The sequence below is a fragment of the Wolbachia endosymbiont (group A) of Dendrolimus pini genome (assembly GCF_964026835.1).
In the GTDB taxonomy this organism is placed as follows: Bacteria; Pseudomonadota; Alphaproteobacteria; order Rickettsiales; family Anaplasmataceae; genus Wolbachia; species Wolbachia pipientis.
In genome coordinates, this window is sequence record NZ_OZ034702.1 from 1,216,962 (window position 1) to 1,238,323 (window position 21,362).

The following is a 21,362-nucleotide window of genomic DNA, read 5'->3' on the forward strand; positions in this document are numbered from 1 at the left end:
AGTTTTTATGCTAGATGAAATGCGTGAGGAATGTGGGGTATTTGGCATAAGTTGCAACCAAAGTGCTGCTTTTAACTCTATACTTGCTCTCCACGCTTTGCAGCATAGAGGTCAAGAGTCTTTTGGCGTAGTAACCAGTAACAACGATAAGCTGCACTCTTATCACTTTCAAGGTCAAGTGAGCAGCGTATTTGATGATATAGATGAAATAAAGAAATCCTTACCTGGGGATTGTGCAATAGGTCATGTTCGATACTCAACAAGTGGTAGTAAATTTGGAGTGCAGCCCATGTTTGGCAAAAGTGGCAAATTTGGGAATTTTGCCATAGCACATAATGGTAATTTAATTAATATTTCTCCGATACGCAAACAATTAATTAAACAAGAGTGCGTTTTTCAGTCAGATATTGATACAGAAGTAGTAGTGCATCTGACAGCAAGCGGTGAAAAAGATAGCTTCTTAGAGAGTTTTATATATGCATTAAAGCAAATACAAGGTGCTTATTCTTTTGTGGCAATCAATCAAGAAGTAGTTATTGGAGTACGTGATCCGTCTGGAATCAGGCCTCTTGTTTTAGGAAAGTTAAACGGTTCTTACGTTCTTGCATCTGAAACTTGTGCTCTTGATATAGTAAATGCAGAATTTGTTAGAGAAATAGAACCAGGCGAATTAGTTACCATCAGTTCGGATAGTAAGCTAGCCTCAATGTTTCCTTTCCCACAGCAAAAATCAAGTTTTTGTATTTTTGAATACGTTTATTTTTCAAGACCAGACAGCATAATGGAGAATAGGTCTATATACGATACAAGAAAAGAAATAGGAAGAATACTTGCGAAGGAAAGTCCACCAAAAAACAATGTGGATATGATTGTACCAATACCTGATTCTGGAATACCTGCAGCTATTGGATATGCAAAGCATTCAGGGTTACCTATGGAACTGGGAATAATTCGTAATCATTACATAGGAAGAACTTTTATACAACCAACCGCTGAAGTACGTAAAGTTAGAATAAAATTAAAATTCAATGCTAATAAGCACACTTTGAAAGGTAAAAACATAATTTTAATAGATGATAGTATAGTGCGTGGTAGTACGTTAACAAATATAATAGTTATGCTAAAGGATGCAGGAGTAAAAGAGATTCACCTCAAAATTTCAAGCCCACCAATTAAGCATTCTTGTTTTTATGGAATAGATACGCCAGAGTGCAAAGATTTAATTGCTGCAAATAAATCTGTAGAGGAAATTAAGGAAGTTATAGGAGTAGATAGCCTAGCCTTCTTGAGTATTGATGGATTATATCAGGCTGTTAAAGGAGAAGTGCGTAACAATGCTACACCACAATATTGTGATGCTTGTTTCACTGGTGATTATCCGATTGGCAAATAGTCTACGCAAGATCTTAAGTTTAGAAAATCTTAAACCGCCAAAATTTCTCTTGGCCTTTACTAATTCCGATTCTCGGAGTGCAAATATAATCTGGTTTGAGGTGAGATTCATAAACACAAAATTCGTGGCTTATAGTGAGGTCCAGTTTGTTGTGTTCTTTTATAATATTTAATCTTTTACACAATATTCCTGGCCCACCTAAATTTGCTTCAAGTGGTTCAATAAGCTTTAATCCCCGTATTAACACTGCTGCTGGGAACCCTTCTGTTTCTGTTACAATATTTAAACAGTAATACATTCCATATATAAAATACACGTATGAAAACCCCGGCATACCAAACATTACTGAGGTTCGGTTAGTATAGCCTCTTGCCGCGTGACAAGCTGGGTCATTCATTCCTATATAGGCTTCAACTTCGGTTATTATTCCACTAAAGTTAGAAAATTTGAGGACTTTTCCCAATAACTCTCCAGCTACAGTTAAGGTCGGCCGCTCGTAGAAATTTCTTGGCAGTATTGTGCTACCCATTTTTTATTTTTGTTCTGAGGTTCTATATAGAGTTCAGTTTAAGAATTTCTGGATCCCAGTGTCAAGCACTGGGATGACAAGAAGGGGAGCTACTTGAATGACAAGAAAATGGTACTGGCATAATAAGAAAGAAACATTGAGATGGTGAAAGAGAGAATATATGCAAGCAGTCACCCATAGGGTAGCGCGTGACGCTGGAATCCAGTTTTCTCCTATTACCCAAACCATAGCTTAATTAGTTAGAATAGCATAACTAGCGAGTACGAAATGGAGAAGTTTTAATTTGAACTACAGTTTCAGTGCTATTTAACACATATGCCTTCATACAAAAAGATGCCAGTATATGATATTATGCCAATCAATATATATATAATTGAATTATGGTAGAAAAGCTCTCTAATATTAAAGGCTCAAATACTCCTTTGCTTGATCGGTTAGAACGCGCCCTCTTGGTGTGCGCTTTACAAAACTAATTTTGATTAAATAAGGTTCTACTGTTTCTTCAATATTGCCAACATCCTCGGATAGCGCAATAGATATAGTGTCAATTCCAACAGGCCCTGAGGTGTTGAATAAAAATCTTAGATAATGCATATCAAGTTTATTGAGTCCCATTTTGTCTACACCCAATTTTAGCAATACAGAATCAGCAACTTCATAAGTGATTTTTTTATCATCTTTCACTTCAACAAAATCCCTTATTCTCCTCAGTAATCTCAAAGCAATTCTTGGAGTGCCACGTGCACGGCAGGCAATTTCCCGCGCGGCATCCTCTGCAATTTCAGCAGAAAGAACTCTTGCGCCTCTTTTTATAATATCGACTAGCTCCTCAAAAGAATAAAACTCAAGGTGCAAAGGAATGCCAAAACGATCTCTGAGTGGCGCAGAAAGTAATCCAAGCCGCGTTGTTGCTCCAATTAGCGTAAATGGTGGTAGATCTATCCTTAAAGTGCGAGTAGATGGACCTTCACCTACTAATATGTCCAGGCAAAAATCTTCCATAGCAGTATATAAAACTTCTTCGATGCTGCGATTTAATCTATGGATTTCGTCGATAAATAGAACATCTTTTGCATTTAAAGTGGTAAGCACTGCAGCCAAGTCCCCAGCTTTACTAAGTAAAGGACCAGAAGTTGCGCGAAAGCTAACTCTTAATTCTTTAGAAACAATTTGTGCTAAAGTTGTTTTGCCAAGCCCTGGAGGACCGTACAATAAGACGTGATCTAAAGCTTCAGTTCTCGTCTGTGCAGCGTTTATAAACACTTTTAAATTTTGTATTAAGTCTTTTTGCCCGACAAAATCATCAAGTTGCTCAGGCCTGATGTTAATATTGCGCACATCTTCAGTATATTCTTTACCGCACGATATTGATTTCATAATGTTAAGAGCTCCTTAAGCGCCATGCGAATAATATCCTTAGTATCCAGGTTTGACGATTCGTCTTGTATTTTTTTTATCGTATCATAAGCTTTCATTTTTTCATACCCAAGATTGATCAATGCTGAAAGGGCATCTTCATTAATTGGATTAAAGTTATTGTTATTTATTTCTAGTTTACTTACTTTGCCACTCAATTCAGTGATGATTCGATTTATGAGTTTCAAGCCAAGTCCACTCATCTTGAGTGCTACTTTATCTTCATTCATAATTGCCAAAAATAGCTGTTCTGGAGTTAATTTACTCAAAATTGACATTGCAGTTTTATAGCTAACGCCGCTTACTTTGACAAGCAACCTCAAGCACTGCTGTTCTTCTTTGCTTATAAAACCATATAGCTGAGCGACATTTTCTCTGTTATTTGCATAGGTTTCGATAAGTAATTTGATTCTACTTCCAATTGCACAAGCACTTAAAGTTTTGGCTGAAAGATACACCATATAGCCAACATCATTCACGTTCAGGATTATGTGATCACTGCGCACTTCATCAACTATTCCGCTTAGATTTCCTATCATTTTTAGCACTGTATAGGGTTCAGTTTAAATACTCCTGGATCTTAGGTCAAGCAAACGAACATTATAACAGGGAAACGTGGCTAAAAAACCACTTGACAAACTCCGCCAGCCCCCTTATCATAAACACTGAAGCTATTTATTTATCTTCTCTGTACAGATTAAATGACAAAAAAACTCACGTATCTGGCGTATCATGTTTAATTTTTTGCACTATGTGCACCTTATGTCTTATAAAATTTCTACCTACATAAGCTGAAACGCGCTTATAAAGCGTTTAAAACATAAAAAAACGCCAACTTAAAAAATGGATAGTGAATAACTAGCTACCCTAGGGTTTCTTTTGCCTTTTTTTCTGTTTAGTAAATTTCTTAACGTTTATAATTTAGATTAGTTGCGGTTTAAAAGTAGCTGAATCGCGGTTATTAAGTGTTTAGAATAAAAAAACGCCATACTTGAAAGTATAATGTAAGTAATTAGCCAATTATGGGGCTTTTTTTGCCTTTTTTTTCGTTTGGTAAATTTCTTAATGTTTATAGCTAAACGACAACCGTCATCCCGCTGCTTGTTAGCGGGATCTATGCTAAGAGATACCGCGGATGAATCGCGCGGTATGACGGTTCGTGGTGGCATCTCGTCATCCCGCTACGTGTTAGCGGCTAAGAGATACCGCGGCGGTATGACGTCTTAGCCATAGATTACCTGATCTCACCATCTTTCCGGTTGTTTTATACATAATTCTCGGATTTTGAAAGTTCACTTTGAATAAATTGCTCATATTCTTTATCCTCTAGTTCTTCAAAAATCTCAGGATAATGTTTACTGGAACGAGTAATTATTGAAATTAGCTCTTGCTTTGTTTTTCTTAGTAAAACCTTTCAAAGAGAGTCTGTTCATCTGGGCGCGCAGACGATCGATACTCCTTTCTATCAAGTGCAACCAAAGCAAAACCTGTTGCAGCCATATGCTTACATGGACCATAATACACAAATGCAGGACAGGAACATGTTCCACTCAAAAGAGGACCATCGTGCTTTAGTGTTACTCGATATACATTTGATCCAACTACCTTTGATTTAGCTTGAGATTCATTAACAGATATAATCTGTACCTTTCTTTTGTCAAAATAATCCCTTCCTCTGGAGCGGTAGGGTTCTTTGATAAGACCTGTGATATCTTTATAATACAGTCTCATTTTTACCTCCTTTAAAACCCTCAATTTTCTAATATATCCTTTCTTCCATAAAAATTTATTAACTCACCACGACTTTTATATGGCCCTGCGGACAATTTTATAGTGCTATAGCTAACTCAAGAAAGGTTTCCCTACGTCATACCGCGATTCATTCCATAACTGTATGAACATTCATTTTTGAAGGTAAATTGCACAGCAAATGGTGTCATGAAAGTAGCTGACACTGGAATCCAGCCTTGCCGTAATCTCATCAAGAACGTTGTGTTTTAACATAAAACGGCTACTTTTATACTTACCAACTTAATAAAATTCCTGGATCCCAGTGTCAAGCACTGGGATGACAAGAAGAGGGTACTTGGATAAGAGGCATTGCCCTCCTGGTAGGCCCAAATTGCAATGTCCGTACAGTTATGGATTCATTCGCGGTATAGATTCCGCTAATGAGTAGCGGAATGACGAATTTGTTGTTTTTCAAATTGTAGGTAAACCTAAGCCACTTTAGCTATATATAATAGAATTTCGCTTTCTACTATCTTTCCAGTTGTTTTATACATAATTCTCGAATTTTGAAAATTTGCTCCATATCTAATTTCTCACTTGTATAAAATTTGTTTTCTTACTTCGAGACCTAATCTACCACAACTTTTATATGGCGTTTCTTTCCTGCAGATAATTTTATAAATGGCTGATCTTTAAAGCTCTCGAAATTTATTACATGATCAATATTGTTTACAACATTATCATTAATCTTGCATCCGTTGCCCTGTATTAAACGCTTTGCAGCGCCTTTTGAAGGTTCAAAACCGGTGTCATGTAGTAGGTCTACTAAGGATATGCCGCTTGCCACTTGTTCTTTTTTTATGATGTAATCAGGAAGTAGTGAGCTATCTTCATTCTCAAAAGCAGAAATTGCAGCAAATTGTGCAAGTTCCGCTTCTTTGTCACCATGACATATTTTTGTCACTTCTGTTGCCAAGACCTTTTTTGCTTCATTTATTTCTTGATCCTTTAAAGACTCTAATTTTCTAATCTCATCAATTGGCACATCAGTGAGCAATCTTAAAAAACGTCCAACATCTTGATCATCAACGTTGCGAAAATATTGCCAGTAGTCGTAAGGCTTTAGCATATTATCATCAAGCCACACTGCTCCACTTTCAGTTTTGCCCATTTTTTTTCCTTGTGCATTTAATAAAAGAGGCATGGTAAGGCCAAATAGCTCAGGTAAATTCAACTTTTTTCCAAGTTCAATTCCTTTTACTATATTTCCCCACTGGTCTGACCCTCCAATCTGCAGACGACAATCATATTTTTTGTTTAATTCAATAAAGTCGTAAGCTTGCAATAGCATGTAATTAAATTCCAGAAAGCTTAAGGTTTGCTCTCTATCCAGCCTGGTTTTCACACTATCAAAACTTAGCATACGATTTACAGAAAAATAAGCTCCTATATCACGCAAAAAATCTATGTATTTTATGTTATCCAACCAATCTGCGTTATTTACTATCATTGCACCAGTCTTGCTGTCATTAAAAGACACCATTTTTTCTAATATTCTCCTTATACTGGATGTATTTTGATTGATGTTCTCTACAGGCAAGATGCTTCTTGCTTTATCTTTGAAGGATGGGTCACCAATTTTTGTTGTGCCACCTCCAAGTAAGACTATCGGCTTATAACCAAATTTTTGTAGGTGACAGAGCATCATAATCTGAATTAGGTGACCAGCATGAAGACTTGGTGCTGTGCAATCAAACCCAATGTATGCAACTATATAATTGCTCTGCAATAATAATTGATCTAGTCCTTCAATGTTTGTGCATTGGTATAGGTACCCTCTTTCTTGGATGAAATTTAAAAATTCAGATGCGTGTTTCATTTTATAAACCCCAGTCTATCCTGTCATTAATGCCGAAGGTAACCCTAATAGAGAAGCCAGTGCCCAGACACTGGAACTTAATTATAAACAAGCACACTATACAACGTTTTCGATGAAATTGCATGAAAAACTGGATTCCAGTGTCAGCTACTTTCATGACACCACTACCTGTGCAGGAGTTGCCTTCAAAATTACAACGTTTGTGCAGTTGTGCACCAGCTATCCAGGCAATCAGTTCCATAACTCTTCTATTTTATAATACTCCCTTACTTCCGGCCTGAATATGTGAACCATTATGCCTTGAAAATTCAAAACTACCCAATTGCCTTCATCCATACCTTCTACATCTATTTTATCATGTGGCTTGAGGCTTTTTATTACGTGCTCAGCTAAAGCTTTAACGTGACGGCTTGAATCACCAGATGCAATAATCATATATTTTGCAATAACGGTTTTATTCTGCACATCAAAAGTTACTATATCATGACCTTTATTTTGATCTATTATCTCTTCAATTGTACTTCTTATCGATTCCATATCGCTAAGCATTGTTTACAGGTTATATGATTCATTTATAATTATATACTCAAAATTTCTAAATATGAACTATTTTCAACGCAACTACTTGTTAAAGGTATTACCTGCATCTATTTTATCATCATGTTTTTAGCATGTACAATGTATATACTTTTTATATAATTGAAAATAGCTTTTTACTAGTATTCATTATGGGCAAGACTCTCATCTACTTAATCGGCTTTCCAGGCAGTGGTAAGTTTACTACTGCAAAGGAACTGTGTAAAATCATTGGTGCAGTAATAGTAAGCAATAATCTATTCAATAATATTATATTTGATATTGTTAAATTACAAAACGCTGAAGTTCCAGATGACCTATGGGAAAAAATTTTTGCAGTTAGGGAAAATGTATTAGCAATACTGGAAAAACACTACGTAAAATCAAAACATTATATATTTACAAATGAATTGATAGAGGGTGATCCCTATGACCAAAGATTATATAACTCAGTGGTAAATTTAAGTAAAAAAATGGACATGGAAATTTTTTCTGTAGTATTACATTGTAATAATGAAAAACTAGTAAGACGTGTCCAATCAGAAGAGAGATATCAGGAAAATAAAATTACTGATCCGGATTTTGCTATAAAGAAAATTGAAGGGAAAAGGCTATTTATACCTGAGGGTTCGCTTGAAATTGATAACTCGAACTTGAGTGCAAAGGAAGTTGCAAAGAAAATTGTTGAAGAGATGAAGAAAGAAAAAAATGGAAAATTAATTAAAACTTCTGTAACAAATCATTTAAAAACAGAGCGTACTCGTGGTTGAGCAGAAAGATAAGTACCGTCCTTGTGTTGGCATAATGCTATTTAACAGACAAGGACATGCCTTTATTGGAAAACGCTTTGATAGCGATTCTTACTGGCAGATGCCACAAGGAGGTGTTGATGATGGTGAGGAACTGGAACAAGCAGCGTTACGTGAGTTGCTAGAGGAGGTTGGTACTAATAAAGTAAAGGTTATAACTAAAAGCAAGGATTGGATATACTACAACTTGCCTGAAGAAGTTATACCAATATGCTGGAATGGAAAATATTCTGGTCAAAAGCAAAGGTGGTTCTTAATGAAGTTTTGCGGAGAGGATGAGGACATTGATATTAATTATACTGGTCATCCAGAGTTCAAAGAGTGGCGTTGGCAAGGTATAGATAGTTTAGTAGCCAGTGCTATATCATTTAAAAAAGAAGTTTATAAAACAGTGATAGAAGAGTTTTCTTCTATAATAAAAGCCTCAACAATAAGCTCATGATAGTAGATTCTCATTGCCACTTGATTTATTTTTCTGACGATGAAATACCAAAAGTAATTTCAAGGGCAGAGCAAAATGGTGTAAAGGTTTTGCATAACATATGCGTAAGCATTGACGATGTTCCTAAGTTATTAAAAATTTCTTCATCCTATGATCAGGTCTACTCCTCTGTTGGTATACATCCGCTTGATGCTGCTATAGAAAACGGTGAGTGTATACATGTTGATGAATTAGTTGAATTTACCAAAAATCAAAAGGTAATTAGTATCGGTGAAACCGGGTTAGATTTTTATAAATCTGACAACAAAGACAATCAGAAAAAAAGTTTTGCATTACATATAGAAGCGTCAAGAATAACTGGACTACCTTTAGTTATTCACACAAGAAGCGCTGATAATGAGATGATCGATATGTTAAGGTCAGAAATGAAAGCCGGTGCTTTTAGTGGAGTAATGCACTGCTTTGCTTCCTCTAAAGAACTTGCTGATCAATCTATAGATTTGGGGTTATATATTTCATTTTCTGGAATTATTACTTTTAAAAATGCGAGCTTACTCAGAGAAATTGCACAAAATGTACCACGCGAGCGTGTTTTAGTCGAAACTGATGCACCATATCTATCACCTGAGCCTTATAGGGGAAAAAAGAATGAACCAGCAATGGTGAAATACGTTGTTGATTGTTTGGCAGAGTTGTGGAATGAGTCACCAGAACAAGTAGCGAAGGTAACCACAAGCAACTTTTTTAGGCTGTTTGAGCTATAAAGAAGCTCTATAAAACCATTAATTTGCTTATGAACCTAAAGATTTCACCAGCTCTCTCACCGAGTTTACAGACTTATTAAACATTTCTTGTTCACTATCATTCATTTTAACTTCTAGGATCTTTTCAATTCCGTTTTTTCCAATAATTACAGGAACACCAATAAACAACTCTTCTACACCATATTCACCATTAAGGTAAGCAGCACATGGTAATATGCGCCTCTTATCTTTTAAATATGATTCTAACATGCATATAGCTGAAGATGCAGGAGCGTAGTATGCAGATCCAGACTTAAGCAGATCAACTATTTCTTTACCGCCATTGCGAGTGCGTTCAACTATTTCATCGACTTTTTTCTGTGTGATAAGACCCATGTCGATAATTTGAGTAAGTGGAACTCCAGCAACTGAAGCACAATTGATTAGTGGTACCATAGTGTCGCCATGTCCTCCAAGCACAAAAGCAGATATATCTTCAACTGAGATATTTAACTCACTTGCAAGAAAGTAACGAAAACGGGAAGAATCAAGCACTCCTGCCATGCCAACAATCATATTAGTTGGAAGGTTTGAAAATTTATGCACCACTGAAACCATGGCATCCAAAGGGTTGGTAACCACTATTACAAACGCGTTTGGAGAATATTTTTTAATATTTTCGCCAACCTCCTTCATTACTTTAGCATTGGTTTGCAGGAGGTCATCCCTGCTCATTCCAGGTTTTCTAGCGATGCCAGCGGTTATTATAATTGCATCGGAGTTTTTTATATCTTCATACCTATTTGTGCCAGTAATATTGACATTAAATCCATCAATAGGGGATGATTCTGCTATGTCGAGTGCTTTACCTTGTGGTATTCCATCACTAATATCAAGTAAAACAACATCACCGAGTTCCCTTAGTGCAATCATATGGGTGAGAGTTCCACCGATATTTCCTGCACCGATTAAAGATATTTTTTTTCTTTGTACTGTCATTTTCTACTCCTTTGTATTTACTTTTATGGTTTTACCTTCCCAAGGCGATAAGCTATCAAACATACGAAAATCTTGCGGTAAATCTATAGGATTATACACAACCTTTTTTGTCTCTATATCATATCTTACTTCCTCATAACCAGTGAGAGGGAAATCTTTTAACATTGGATGACCTTTGAATCCATAGTCTGTTAGAATCCTACGCAAATCAGGGTGATCAGAAAACTCTATTCCATACATATCAAACACTTCACGCTCAAACCACAAAGCCGTACTAAATATCTTCGCTACACTTGGAGGCATGTCGCTTTCACATAACTGAAGCTTTATGTGTACTCTAATATTATGCACAATGCTGAGCAGATTGTATATTAGCTCGAAACGCTTCTCTCTATTTGGATAGTCAACCCCAAAAATATCAACTAATAGTTCAAACCTACACTTTTCATCATCACGTAGAAAGAATAGGTACTTTTCAATTTCATCTAAAGTTGAATATATTACAATAATGCCATCATCTTTTTGAATGCACTCGCATTTGGTCTTTTTTTGTATATACTTTGCAGTTTTATCCATTCCGAGTCCGTTTTATTTTGTTTTGTAGGCATAGCATTCCATATAGCAACGCCTCAGCGGTTGGTGGGCATCCAGGGACATACACGTCAACTGGCACAATTCTATCACAGCCTCGGACTACTGAATAAGAGTAATGGTAATAACCACCACCATTTGCACAACTTCCCATGGAAATAACATACTTCGGGTCTGCCATTTGATCATAAACCTTGCGCAATGCTGCTGCCATTTTATTAGTTAGTGTGCCAGCAACAATCATCACATCTGATTGACGTGGGCTTGCACGAAACATTATACCATATCTATCAAGATCATAACGGCTGGATGCAGTATGCATCATCTCAACTGCGCAACATGCAAGACCAAATGTCATTGGCCACAATGAACCAGACCTTGCCCAATTCATTACATAATCTGTTAAATCACCAAATTTAGTGACAAGAAACCCTTCTTTTTTATAACGACCCCAGTCATCATTAGATAGAATTTGATTTGTCATAAACTACTCCCACTCTAATGCACCTTTACACCATTCATAGATAAAACCTATAGTGAGTATTGCAAGAAATACCATCATAGACCAAAATCCACCATAGCTTATCTTAGATAAAGAAACAGCCCAAGGAAAAAGAAAAGCAATTTCTAAGTCAAATATTATAAATAATATTGAAACTAGATAAAATTTAATGTCAAAATTTTTTCTTGCACTGGATAGTGGATTGAAGCCACACTCATATGTGGAAAGCTTTTCACCATCTGGCTTACTCACTGCAAGAAACATAGGCAATATACCTAAAGCAAAAGATACTACAATTGATACGCAGATAAAGATTACTATGGTTAAATATTCGCTCATTTAACAAAACATATAACACTATGAGTTTACATGCTTTCCTAACTTTTTACCACCTAAAATATGCACGTGAAAGTGTGGTACAACCTGCTCTCCATTTTCACCGTAGTTAGTGACTAATCTATATCCTGTTTTTTCTAGATTATATTTGTGTGCTATCTCTCTTACAGTTTTAAAGAAATCCGCTATTTCCTCTTCAGGAGCTTTTAGAATGAAATCATCATATGAAATATATTGATTTTTTGATATAACTAAAATATGAACTGGTGCGTCAGGGTACTTATCATGAAAAGCTAGTACATTTTCATTTTCATGTACCTTCTCACAAGGTAACTCACCTCTTAATATTTGAGCAAAGATGTTATCGCTATCATAAACTTCATTGCTCATATTTTAAGAGCGACCTTTCCCTCTTTCTTCGTTTTTCTCTACATTAGGTGTAGATAGTGGTTTTATCGCTTCACCAGAAGCATCTTCAAGATTTAAAGAGCTTACAAGTTCCCTTACTTTTACCATGTCCTGCTGTTCTTTCAAAAAGGGTTCTATTCCACTTACCCTTTTTCCAGTAATAACTCCTGGTTGTAAGTGATACATATCCCCAGGAACAGTTAGACTATGATGTCTTTCCTCTATTTTTTTAGCTTCACTCATAATACTCCCCTATAACTTATTTTTGCATTCCACAACTTTGCGACTTACCTGCTTTTATAGCTTCTTGCGCCCATTTTTTCTCACCTGAAGCTATAGTTTCTGAAGGCTGACCAACATCAGACTTCACAACTTTGTCTGATGACTGCTTTTGATCATCATATTCCTTATACAATTTTTCTGCAATACCATACAGCAATTTTAAGTCTGTGTGAACTTTAAATTCTCCGCCAGTAATTTTTGCTAGCTTTTTAAGGTTGCCACCAACTCCTTCAGCTCCTTCAGCAATTTTTTCAAGAGCAAGCTCTTTTATTCTTTTCTCATCAATTCCTGGATTGTTCTTTTTGATGTCTTCAATTATTTTTTTAACATCAACTTCAATTACAACTTTGTTTTCTTCTTTAAAGATAGTTACATTTGGCAGGTTTTGCTTTATTTCACCTAATCGTTCTGGCGTCAAATAGGGTATATCCCCTGTCAGAGTCCTTGATGCTAAAAAAGTTACCTTTCCTGTTCCTTTCTTTTGCTCCATTATTTGGACACCAAGATCCTCACTAGCTTGTGTGGTTTCTATAGGTGGATCATATTCTTCAAGTGGGTTGCCAATAATAGAACGTCCGCCATTTTTTATGTCGTGCCGCATTTCATCCCAGGACTTAAACCAATTCTTTGGCCATATAGGGTACACTGCACCCTTGACTAGAACTTTTACACCTCTACCCAGAAAACTTCCTACTCCCGAAGCTGCATTACCAACTTTAGCTAGTATAGAAGTAGATTTTTCATTTTTTCCTGTGAACATACATACCTCCAAGGTACTTTCTACAACTAAATACATTTTAATTATAGACGAAAAAATTTAAACTTCTATATTCATTATAAGATAGAATTATAGGGATTGCAACCATTATTTGTACATTGTCTAAAACATGTAGTATTTTCGCTACTTTTATTGTTCAATTTATTATAAAGAATACTCTCTAAATTATGTTTAAATGGAGCACAAATAATATCATTGATGCAACTGGCGGAAGAGACGTAAATGGTTGTAATTGGATACATAGCTCAAATATTTCAACGGATACAAGAAGCATAAAAAAAGGTGATTTATTTATTGCACTCAAGGGAAAGAATTTTGATGGCCATAATTTTTTGCATGAAGCGTTTTTAAAAGGGGCAGTAGCTGCAATAGTAAGTGAGGGTAAATATAAAAATTTTCCTCTCGTTATTGTACAAGATACCCTGAAAGCTTTGCACGATATGGCATCATACTATATTAGAAATGTTCTTGTTGACGCTAAAGTTATTGCAATTACAGGCAGTGTCGGGAAAACTACTACAAAGGATATGCTGCACACTGTTTTATCGCAATATGGAGTGTCCCATGCAAACGAAGGTAACTTAAATAATAATATAGGATTGCCTTTGACAATTCTAAAAGCTCCAAAAAACTGCCAGTACTTAATCCTTGAAATGGGAATGAATAAAGCTGGTGAAATAAAAGAATTATCAAAGATTAGTAATCCGAATATTGCAGTTATTACCAACATCGAACCTGCACATACTGAAAATTTTTCATCACTATTTGACGTTGCACAAGCGAAGTTAGAGATTCTGTATGGTATGAAAAATAACGGTACTTTGATTTTGAACAGAGATAATAAATATTATGATTATCTCTCATCACATGCCAATAGAAATGTAATAAGCTTCGGTAAAGATAAAAATGCTGAAGTTTGTTTGTTGGACCTAATAAGAAATGATGACGGGCTAAATTTAAAAATCAGGCTGAGTGATAATCAAACTATAAACTGTAATTTACGTGTGCAAGGTGAGCATTTTGCTTATTCGCTACTTGTTGCAGCAGCAGTTGTGCAGAGCCTCGGACTTGATTTATCAAAATTACCACTTGCACTTAAGAATTTTAGTGTAACGAAAGGTAGAGGCAATATTCATAAGGTCAAATACAATAGAAAATATATACATTTAATTGATGACTCCTATAACGCCAGCCCTGCTTCGATGAAAACTGCGATAAAAACTTTGAGTACATATTCTAATCAGAGAAAAGTAGCTTTGCTTGGTGATATGTTGGAACTTGGTGATGAAAGCATAAAATTTCATACAGATCTGGTTAAGGTTATCACAGAAAATAATGTAGATAAAGTTTATACAGTTGGTAAATTTATGTTAGAATTGCATGAGTTTTTGCCAGATAATATAAGAGGCACGCATTTTAATGATTCTAATCAATTGAAAAGTGATTTAGCTAACATTATTCAGAATAATGACGCAATTCTAGTTAAAGGCTCACGAGGAATGAAAATGGATCTTATTGTACGGGAATTCGTAATAAAATATTAAGCGAAATCATTGTATTAATTTACAGTAACAAATTATTAGGAACTTTAATTGTGATAAAACGTGTAATTATTTTTGGTGGAACGGGGTTTATAGGGAAACACATCGTAAGACGCTTGGCAGCAGAAGGATATTTAATAAAGATATTCACTCGTAATCAGGAAAAAGCTGCTTGTTTAAAATTGTGTGGCAATTTAGGACAAATATCAATATTTAAAGGCGATTTTTTTGATGAAAAATCAGTTCTGGATGGTATGGAAGAATGTGATGTAGCTATAAACTTAGTGGGAATATTATATGAAGCAAAAAAGCACGATTTTTACGCTGTTCACGTTAAAATAGCTGAAAGGATAGCAAAAGCTGCAAAAATGAAAAATGTACCTATGATGATACATTTTTCTGCTATGGGAATAGAAAATAGCAAGTTGTCAAAATATGCCAAAAGTAAATTGGAAGGTGAAAAAGCTGTAACTTCAGCATTTCAAAAAGCAATAATAATTAGGCCAAGCCTTGTATTTGGTAAAGAAGACAACTTCTTTAATAAATTTGCAAGATTAGCAACTATTCTTCCTTTCTTACCACTAATTGGCAATGGAACAACTAAATTTCAGCCAATATGTGTAACAGACTTAGCTGAAGTGGTATATCGTATTATCAGTTTTAATAAGCAAGACAAGAAAATTTATAACATGGGTGGACCAAAGGTTTACTCTTTCAAAAGCTTATTGAAGTTTATTCTGAATGTTACTAACAGAAAGTGTTTGTTGATCAATGTATCTTTTCCAATGGCAAAGTTAATAGCTTTCTTTTTAGAAAATAAAATTATTTCTATGCTGCTAAAACCAATAACCGGAGATACGAACCCTATGCTTACTCAAGATCAGGTGAAAGTTATGATGAATAGTTCAATCGAAAAGTCAGTTGACCTTGAAACAATGAAGGTTCGACCATTAGCAATTGAAAATGTGGTGCCAGAGTACTTGAAGATTTATAGAAAGTATTGATAAAAGAGTGTGCCCGGTGGGATTCGAACCTACGACCCACAGCTTAGAAGGCTGTTGCTCTATCCAGCTGAGCTACGGGCACACAACATATATAAAATGCTTCTTAGTACAAGTGAAGTCAAGTACTTCGTGTGAATATGATGTTTATCTTACAAAACCTTGTCATTGCAGTTGTGTGTCGCGCGCTACCGAAATTGGATGCGAGAAGTCTATTTATTTTAGAAAATATTATATAGAAAGTTGCTTGACAAACTCCACCAGCGCCCTTATCATGATAGTGAAGCTATTGTATTTGCTTTCGCCAATCTGCAGATTAAAAGGTAAGGATTACTTAATGTATCGGCGTCTTATGTTCAATTTTTTGCAGTATATAGATACTGTATGTCTTTACAAAACTTCATCTACATCTAGATTTTTATCTAAATAAGCTGAACGCGCTTATAAAGCGTTACAAGACATCAAAAAATGCCAATACTCGACAGAGATAGTAAAAGACTAGCTAACTCGGGGATTCTTTGTCTTTTTTTCTGCTTAGTAAATTTCTTAAACATTTGCAGCGTAGGTTAGTTGCAATTAAAAGCGGCTGAATCTCGCTTGTCAAGCATTTAAAACATAAAAAACGCCAATATTTTAAAGCGGATAATAACCACGGGGCTTCTTTTGCCTTTTTTTTCATTTGGTAAATTCCTTAATATTTATAGCTAAACAACAACCGTCATCCCGCTACGTGTTAGCGGCTAAGAGATACCGCGGCGGTATGACGGTTTGCGGCGGCATGACCTCGTCATTCCCCTACGTGTTAGCGGGATCTAGAGATACCGCGAATGAATCGCGGTATGACGGTTCGCGGCGGCATGACGGTTCGTGGCGGCATGAAGATAAGCTCGTCATCCCGCTGCTTGTTAGCGGGATCTATGTTAAGGTATAGTAGGGGATCTATGTTAAGAGATACCGCGAATGAATCGCGGTATGACGGTGTAATGATGGTTAAGTAATTCGTCATCCCGCTACGTGTTAGCGGGATCTATGTTAAGAGATACCGCGAATGAATCGCGGTATGACGGTTAAGTAGGGTGTCATTCCAGTGCTCCTTTTTCTGTCATCCCAGCGTTACGCGCTGGTTTCAACATTATATCATGAACTTTCTAAAATTCATTGAACTGTGCTTTCAAACGGTAGTGCCGGGGTGTGAGTATAACGATTATCAGTATATAAAAGTCATAGCAGACAGGCTGGAAGCAGCGAGCGCTGGTGAAGTGAAACGAATAATATTCAATATGCCTCCGCGCTCGATGAAGTCCATGTGCATAAGCGTTGCGTGGCCCGCATGGATACTGGGAAACCAACCAACTGCGAGAATAATAGTTGCAAGTTATTCTCAGCGGCTCAGCGAAAAGCACTCGCTCGACACCAGGTGCGTGATGCAGTCTAGTTGGTATAGAGCGCTATTTCCAGAGATAGAACTATCCAAAGACCAGAATACCAAATATAAATTTCAAACAGTGCAGAGAGGATACAGAATCGCAACATCAGTTGGTGGAACACTAACTGGTGAAGGTGGTGATTTTATCATTGTGGACGATCCGCTCAGTTCTGCTCAAGCTTTGAGTGAAACGCTTAGAAAGCGTGCCACAAACTGGTTTGATCAGACTTTAGTAACCAGGCTGAACGATAGAAAAAAAGGAGTCATCGTTCTTGTAATGCACAGGCTACACCAGGAGGACTTAACTGGACACCTTCTCTCCAAGCCAAAAAACATATGGCATCATATTTGTTTGCCAATGATTTCTGAAAATAAGCAGGTTATTTATTCAATCAAAAAGCCAATACCTCCCGTTCCTATCATCCGAGTAGCTCAGCACTGTGCGACCAGGCGATTATATAATAAACCAGCGTCACCTGTAAGGATATTATATTCAAGAGAAGAAGGTCAGTTGTTATATCCCCTCGATGGAGGAAAAGAAGAAGTTGAGATAATAAAAGCTGAACTTGGGAGTTACGCTTTTGCTGCTCAATATCAACAAAACCCTCTGCCGCTTTCAAGTGGTATAGTCAAACGAGAGTGGCTAAAGCGCTATAAAAATGTTCCTGATAATCTCTCGCATGTAACACAAAGTTGGGATACTGCGGTTTCAACAAGTAACATGAGCAACTTTAGTGTCTGCACCACCTGGGCAAAAATAGATAATAAATTCTATTTACTCGACGTATATCGCGCAAAGCTTGAGTATCCAAAGCTTAAAGAACAGGTTTTGTCACTAGCTGCAAGATGGACGCCACACGCAATTTTAATCGAAGCAAAAACAAGTGGTCAACAATTGGTGCAAGAGCTAAAGACAAACAGTGATTTACCGATTATTGAAATAGTGCCACATGATGACAAGCTCACTCGATTTCATCAAATTGTTCCGATTATAGAGTCTGGCAAGGTTTTTCTGCCACATCAAGCAGTATGGCTGAACGATTTTGAGTATGAGATTTTAATGTTTCCTGAAACTCGACACGATGATCAAGTAGATAGTACCGTGCAATATCTCCAGTGGGTGAGAAACAGTACCTCCAGGGTTACGGCTGTACGGGCATTGTGATTTGAGAGCAATTTCCACAAGGGAGGATGTCATCCCAGCGCTCCTTTTTTTGTCATGCAAGTAGCTGACACTGGAATCTAGCTTCTCGTTGCTGCTGCGATCATATACTATTGTAATGAGCCTTCAAAGTCGCTTGAAAATATCAACATCCAAGGGTTTTCTAAAGAGGGTCAAGAACCTACTTTGTAAAATTCACAAGACCTATTAAAATATTTTTTTACTTTTCATTGTATATTTCTCAACATATTATCTTTAAGTACTAAAATAATTAACAGTATGGCGTTATTAATAGTTGAATCACCTGCAAAAGCAAAGACAATAGGTAAATATTTGAGTAAAGAGTTCAAAGTAGCTGCATCCTTTGGACATGTGAGGGATCTTCCAGCAAAAAACGGTTCTGTCGATCCTGATAATGATTTTGCTATAAAGTATGAAACCATTGAAAAAGCAGAAAAATATATAAAAGAGCTAGTAAAAGCAGCAAGTAAAGCATCAGATATATATCTTGCAACAGACCCAGACAGAGAAGGGGAAGCAATGGCTTGGCATGTGATAGAGACATTAAAAGAAAAGAAAGCAATCAGTAATGAAAACAACATTTATAGAGTAGTCTTTAATGAGATAACAAAGAGAGCAGTACAAGAAGCAATAAAAAATCCACGTGAAATTAATATGGATTTAGTGCGTGCACAACAAGCACGTAGAGCTTTGGATTATCTAGTTGGATTTAGTTTGTCACCACTGCTGTGGACAAAATTGTCGGGAAGCAAGTCTGCAGGGCGAGTGCAGTCTGTTGCATTAAAGATTATATGCGAACGAGAAGATGAAATTAGTAAATTTATAACACAGGAGTATTGGAGCATAAAAGCAGAAATGCAAAATAGCAAAGATGAGGCTTTTTTTGCTATGCTAAGCCACTATGACAATAAAAAGCTAGAAAAATTTGATATTAAGAATGAAGAAGAAGCAAAGAACTTAGTCAGGGAGATTGAATCAAGGCAATATGCTGTAAGCACAGTAGAACGCAAGCAAGTTAAGAGAAACCCGCTTCCTCCGTTTATTACTTCAAGTCTTCAGCAAGATGCGGTGAATAAACTGTATTTTAATGTGAAAAGTGTTATGCGCATAGCGCAAAATTTATATGAAGGTATCGATATTGGTGGTGAAACTGTAGGGTTGATAACTTACATGCGTACAGATGGGTTTCATATTGCAGATGAGGCTATAAACTCAATTAGAGGGTCAATTAAGTCATTATATGGTGATAAATATTTACCGCAGTCTCCTCGTAAATATGTAAAAAAGGTCAAAAATGCTCAAGAAGCACATGAAGCAATTCGTCCAACTGATATAAGTAGAACGCCGGGTAGTATTAAGGATTACTTAACGCCAGAGCAATTTAAATTGTACGATTTAATCTGGAAAAGAACCATTGCAAGTCAAATGGAATCGGCGATCCTTGATCAAGTGGTAGTTGAAATTAGTTCTACTGACCAGAAAGTAATTCTGCGAGCAAGTGGATCAAGTATATTCTTTGATGGTTTTTATAAAGTCTATCAAGATAACATGGAAGCCGAAAATGAAGGCCTGCTACCTGCCATGAAGGAAGGGGAAGCGTGTAAGCTGATTTCAGTTGAGCCAAAACAGCATTTCACTCAACCGCCACCTCGTTATAGTGAAGCAAGTATCGTTAAGAAAATGGAAGAAATCGGTATAGGTCGACCATCAACTTATGCAACAATTATTTCGGTATTACAAGATCGTGAGTACGTTTCATTGGATAGCAAAAGGTTTATTCCAAGCAGTCGTGGTAAAATCGTTACTATATTTTTAGAAACTTTTTTTCAGCGTTGTGTAGAGTATGATTTCACAGCACAAATGGAAGAAAAGCTTGATTTAATTTCAAATGGACATGCAGATTGGAAAAAAGAGTTAGGCCACTTTTGGGTGCCATTTTTTGGTCATGTAAACTCTGTCAAGCAAATGACGCATGATGAAGTTTTCAGCGGCATTCACAATTTGGTAGTCGATTGGTTTTGTTCAGAAGAAGGAAGAAAAGAGGTGAATACAAAATGCCCTGCTTGCTCTGATGGCATATTGAAATTGAACTTTGGAAAAGCCGGGGTGTTCCTTGGATGTTCTAACTATCCTGAATGCAACCATACAAAAGAAATTACAGGTAGTAACGACAATTCAGAATATCCAAAAAGTTTAGGTATAGATGATATAACAGGACAAGAGGTAGTAATTAAAAAGGGTCCTTTTGGACTTTATCTGGAGTTTAATAACGAGTTAAAAAAGAAAAAAACGGTTTCCATACCAAAAGATATAAATGTTAATGAGATTGATCTGAGCACCGCTACTCAGTTACTTTCCTTGCCAAAAGTAATCGGAGAACACCCTGAAACCGGAAAGGAAGTAAAAATAGGCCTTGGGCGATTTGGGTACTATATTTTCTATGATGGTAGATACTTTTCTCTTAAGAAAAGCTCCAAAGAGGTGCTGAATACAGAATTGAGCGAAGTTGTACAAATTATTGCAAACAGTCCACGCAAAGAGCTAAAATCTCTCGGGCTTAATGAAAAAGGAAAAGAAGTTTTTATCTGCAACGGTAGGTACGGATTCTATATAAAATGCGGTAAAACAAACGTTGCTTTGGGCAAGAGTGCAGATATTGAAAGCATAGATTTGAAGAAGGCTTTAGAGCTGATTAAGGGTAAGAAATAGACTTCTTGCATAACCATTATCTACGTTAAAAATCAGCTTTTTTGTCATTCCAGCGTGTGACGCTGGAATCTAGAAAAAAAGAACCTGG

Annotated in this window: 22 protein-coding genes and 1 tRNA gene; 8 read left to right on the forward strand and 15 right to left on the reverse strand. The window is 36.4% G+C overall.

The window, feature by feature from the left end:
• Window positions 1-7 precede the first annotated feature (7 nt).
• Window positions 8-1,393 (forward strand): amidophosphoribosyltransferase, encoded by a 1,386-nt coding sequence (gene purF, locus AAGD66_RS06065; protein ID WP_265024510.1) that lies wholly within the window; start codon window positions 8-10, stop codon window positions 1,391-1,393.
• A gap of 19 nt (window positions 1,394-1,412) precedes the next feature.
• Here purF and AAGD66_RS06070 read toward each other — a convergent pair whose 3' ends face one another.
• The 7 genes from AAGD66_RS06070 to rsfS form a co-directional block, all read right to left on the reverse strand.
• Window positions 1,413-1,922, reverse strand: coding sequence for a DNA-3-methyladenine glycosylase (locus tag AAGD66_RS06070; RefSeq protein ID WP_264723848.1), 510 nt, complete (start codon window positions 1,920-1,922; stop codon window positions 1,413-1,415).
• Between the two features lie 402 nt (window positions 1,923-2,324).
• Window positions 2,325-3,299, reverse strand: a complete 975-nt coding sequence (gene ruvB / locus AAGD66_RS06075; RefSeq protein WP_264723849.1) for a Holliday junction branch migration DNA helicase RuvB — start codon at window positions 3,297-3,299, stop codon at window positions 2,325-2,327.
• The gene (gene ruvA / locus AAGD66_RS06080) at window positions 3,296-3,877 is read right to left on the reverse strand and encodes a Holliday junction branch migration protein RuvA (protein WP_265024512.1); all 582 of its coding nucleotides are present in this window, start codon (window positions 3,875-3,877) and stop codon (window positions 3,296-3,298) included. The genes ruvB and ruvA overlap by 4 nt, the downstream gene beginning before the upstream one ends.
• Before the next feature lie 862 nt (window positions 3,878-4,739).
• A complete protein-coding gene (locus tag AAGD66_RS06085; protein WP_007548583.1) occupies window positions 4,740-5,069 on the reverse strand; it encodes an SWIM zinc finger domain-containing protein in 330 nt (109 codons plus the stop codon).
• Between the two features lie 628 nt (window positions 5,070-5,697).
• Window positions 5,698-6,948, reverse strand: coding sequence for a tyrosine--tRNA ligase (tyrS, locus tag AAGD66_RS06090; RefSeq protein ID WP_265024513.1), 1,251 nt, complete (start codon window positions 6,946-6,948; stop codon window positions 5,698-5,700).
• Window position 6,949: 1 nt separating this feature from the next.
• Window positions 6,950-7,189, reverse strand: a complete 240-nt coding sequence (locus AAGD66_RS06095; protein ID WP_010963049.1) for a hypothetical protein — start codon at window positions 7,187-7,189, stop codon at window positions 6,950-6,952.
• The gene (gene rsfS, locus AAGD66_RS06100) at window positions 7,180-7,497 is read right to left on the reverse strand and encodes a ribosome silencing factor (protein ID WP_006279567.1); all 318 of its coding nucleotides are present in this window, start codon (window positions 7,495-7,497) and stop codon (window positions 7,180-7,182) included. The genes AAGD66_RS06095 and rsfS overlap by 10 nt, the downstream gene beginning before the upstream one ends.
• Before the next feature lie 179 nt (window positions 7,498-7,676).
• Between rsfS and AAGD66_RS06105 the strand changes: the two genes are divergently transcribed.
• From AAGD66_RS06105 to AAGD66_RS06115, 3 genes are read left to right on the forward strand one after another with little or no spacing between them, the layout of a single operon-like run.
• On the forward strand, window positions 7,677-8,294 hold the full coding sequence (locus AAGD66_RS06105; protein WP_022626414.1) for an AAA family ATPase: 618 nt from the start codon (window positions 7,677-7,679) through the stop codon (window positions 8,292-8,294).
• 34 nt (window positions 8,295-8,328) lie between these two features.
• A complete protein-coding gene (locus tag AAGD66_RS06110; protein ID WP_007548581.1) occupies window positions 8,329-8,775 on the forward strand; it encodes an RNA pyrophosphohydrolase in 447 nt (148 codons plus the stop codon).
• Window positions 8,772-9,539 carry a TatD family hydrolase gene (locus AAGD66_RS06115; protein WP_264339544.1) on the forward strand — a complete coding sequence of 256 codons (768 nt, stop codon included), beginning with the start codon at window positions 8,772-8,774 and terminating at the stop codon, window positions 9,537-9,539. Before AAGD66_RS06110 ends, AAGD66_RS06115 begins: the two co-directional genes overlap by 4 nt.
• A gap of 27 nt (window positions 9,540-9,566) precedes the next feature.
• On the opposite strand, the gene mdh is transcribed toward AAGD66_RS06115, so the two are convergent.
• The 7 genes from mdh to AAGD66_RS06150 are packed head-to-tail and all read right to left on the reverse strand — an operon-like array spanning window position 9,567 to window position 13,396.
• Window positions 9,567-10,517: a malate dehydrogenase gene (mdh, locus tag AAGD66_RS06120; RefSeq protein ID WP_007548577.1), complete on the reverse strand. Its 951-nt coding sequence runs from the start codon at window positions 10,515-10,517 to the stop codon at window positions 9,567-9,569.
• Between the two features lie 3 nt (window positions 10,518-10,520).
• Window positions 10,521-11,093 (reverse strand): NADH-quinone oxidoreductase subunit C, encoded by a 573-nt coding sequence (locus AAGD66_RS06125; RefSeq protein WP_006279573.1) that lies wholly within the window; start codon window positions 11,091-11,093, stop codon window positions 10,521-10,523.
• Window positions 11,086-11,592 carry a NuoB/complex I 20 kDa subunit family protein gene (locus AAGD66_RS06130; RefSeq protein ID WP_006279574.1) on the reverse strand — a complete coding sequence of 169 codons (507 nt, stop codon included), beginning with the start codon at window positions 11,590-11,592 and terminating at the stop codon, window positions 11,086-11,088. Before AAGD66_RS06130 ends, AAGD66_RS06125 begins: the two co-directional genes overlap by 8 nt.
• A gap of 3 nt (window positions 11,593-11,595) precedes the next feature.
• Complete coding sequence (locus AAGD66_RS06135; protein ID WP_006279576.1) at window positions 11,596-11,949, reverse strand: NADH-quinone oxidoreductase subunit A; 354 nt, start codon at window positions 11,947-11,949, stop codon at window positions 11,596-11,598.
• An 18-nt stretch (window positions 11,950-11,967) separates the two neighbouring features.
• Window positions 11,968-12,336: an HIT domain-containing protein gene (locus tag AAGD66_RS06140; RefSeq protein ID WP_010082356.1), complete on the reverse strand. Its 369-nt coding sequence runs from the start codon at window positions 12,334-12,336 to the stop codon at window positions 11,968-11,970.
• A gap of 3 nt (window positions 12,337-12,339) precedes the next feature.
• A complete protein-coding gene (locus AAGD66_RS06145) occupies window positions 12,340-12,597 on the reverse strand; it encodes a hypothetical protein (RefSeq protein ID WP_006279579.1) in 258 nt (85 codons plus the stop codon).
• Between the two features lie 16 nt (window positions 12,598-12,613).
• Window positions 12,614-13,396, reverse strand: coding sequence for a hypothetical protein (locus AAGD66_RS06150; RefSeq protein WP_155969270.1), 783 nt, complete (start codon window positions 13,394-13,396; stop codon window positions 12,614-12,616).
• Between the two features lie 185 nt (window positions 13,397-13,581).
• Here AAGD66_RS06150 and AAGD66_RS06155 point away from each other — a divergent pair, with 185 nt between their 5' ends.
• A complete protein-coding gene (locus AAGD66_RS06155) occupies window positions 13,582-14,958 on the forward strand; it encodes a UDP-N-acetylmuramoyl-tripeptide--D-alanyl-D-alanine ligase (RefSeq protein ID WP_264723856.1) in 1,377 nt (458 codons plus the stop codon).
• Window positions 14,959-15,008: 50 nt separating this feature from the next.
• Window positions 15,009-15,959 (forward strand): complex I NDUFA9 subunit family protein, encoded by a 951-nt coding sequence (locus AAGD66_RS06160; RefSeq protein ID WP_264339548.1) that lies wholly within the window; start codon window positions 15,009-15,011, stop codon window positions 15,957-15,959.
• Window positions 15,960-15,967: 8 nt separating this feature from the next.
• Here the strand turns inward: AAGD66_RS06160 and AAGD66_RS06165 are convergent.
• Window positions 15,968-16,041, reverse strand: a tRNA-Arg gene (locus tag AAGD66_RS06165).
• 1,054 nt (window positions 16,042-17,095) lie between these two features.
• Here AAGD66_RS06165 and terL point away from each other — a divergent pair.
• Complete coding sequence (gene terL / locus AAGD66_RS06170) at window positions 17,096-18,547, forward strand: phage terminase large subunit (RefSeq protein WP_265041048.1); 1,452 nt, start codon at window positions 17,096-17,098, stop codon at window positions 18,545-18,547.
• Window positions 18,548-18,823: 276 nt separating this feature from the next.
• Entirely contained in the window at window positions 18,824-21,274 is a 2,451-nt protein-coding gene (gene topA, locus AAGD66_RS06175; RefSeq protein ID WP_264723857.1) for a type I DNA topoisomerase, read from the forward strand.
• Window positions 21,275-21,362: the final 88 nt, after the last annotated feature.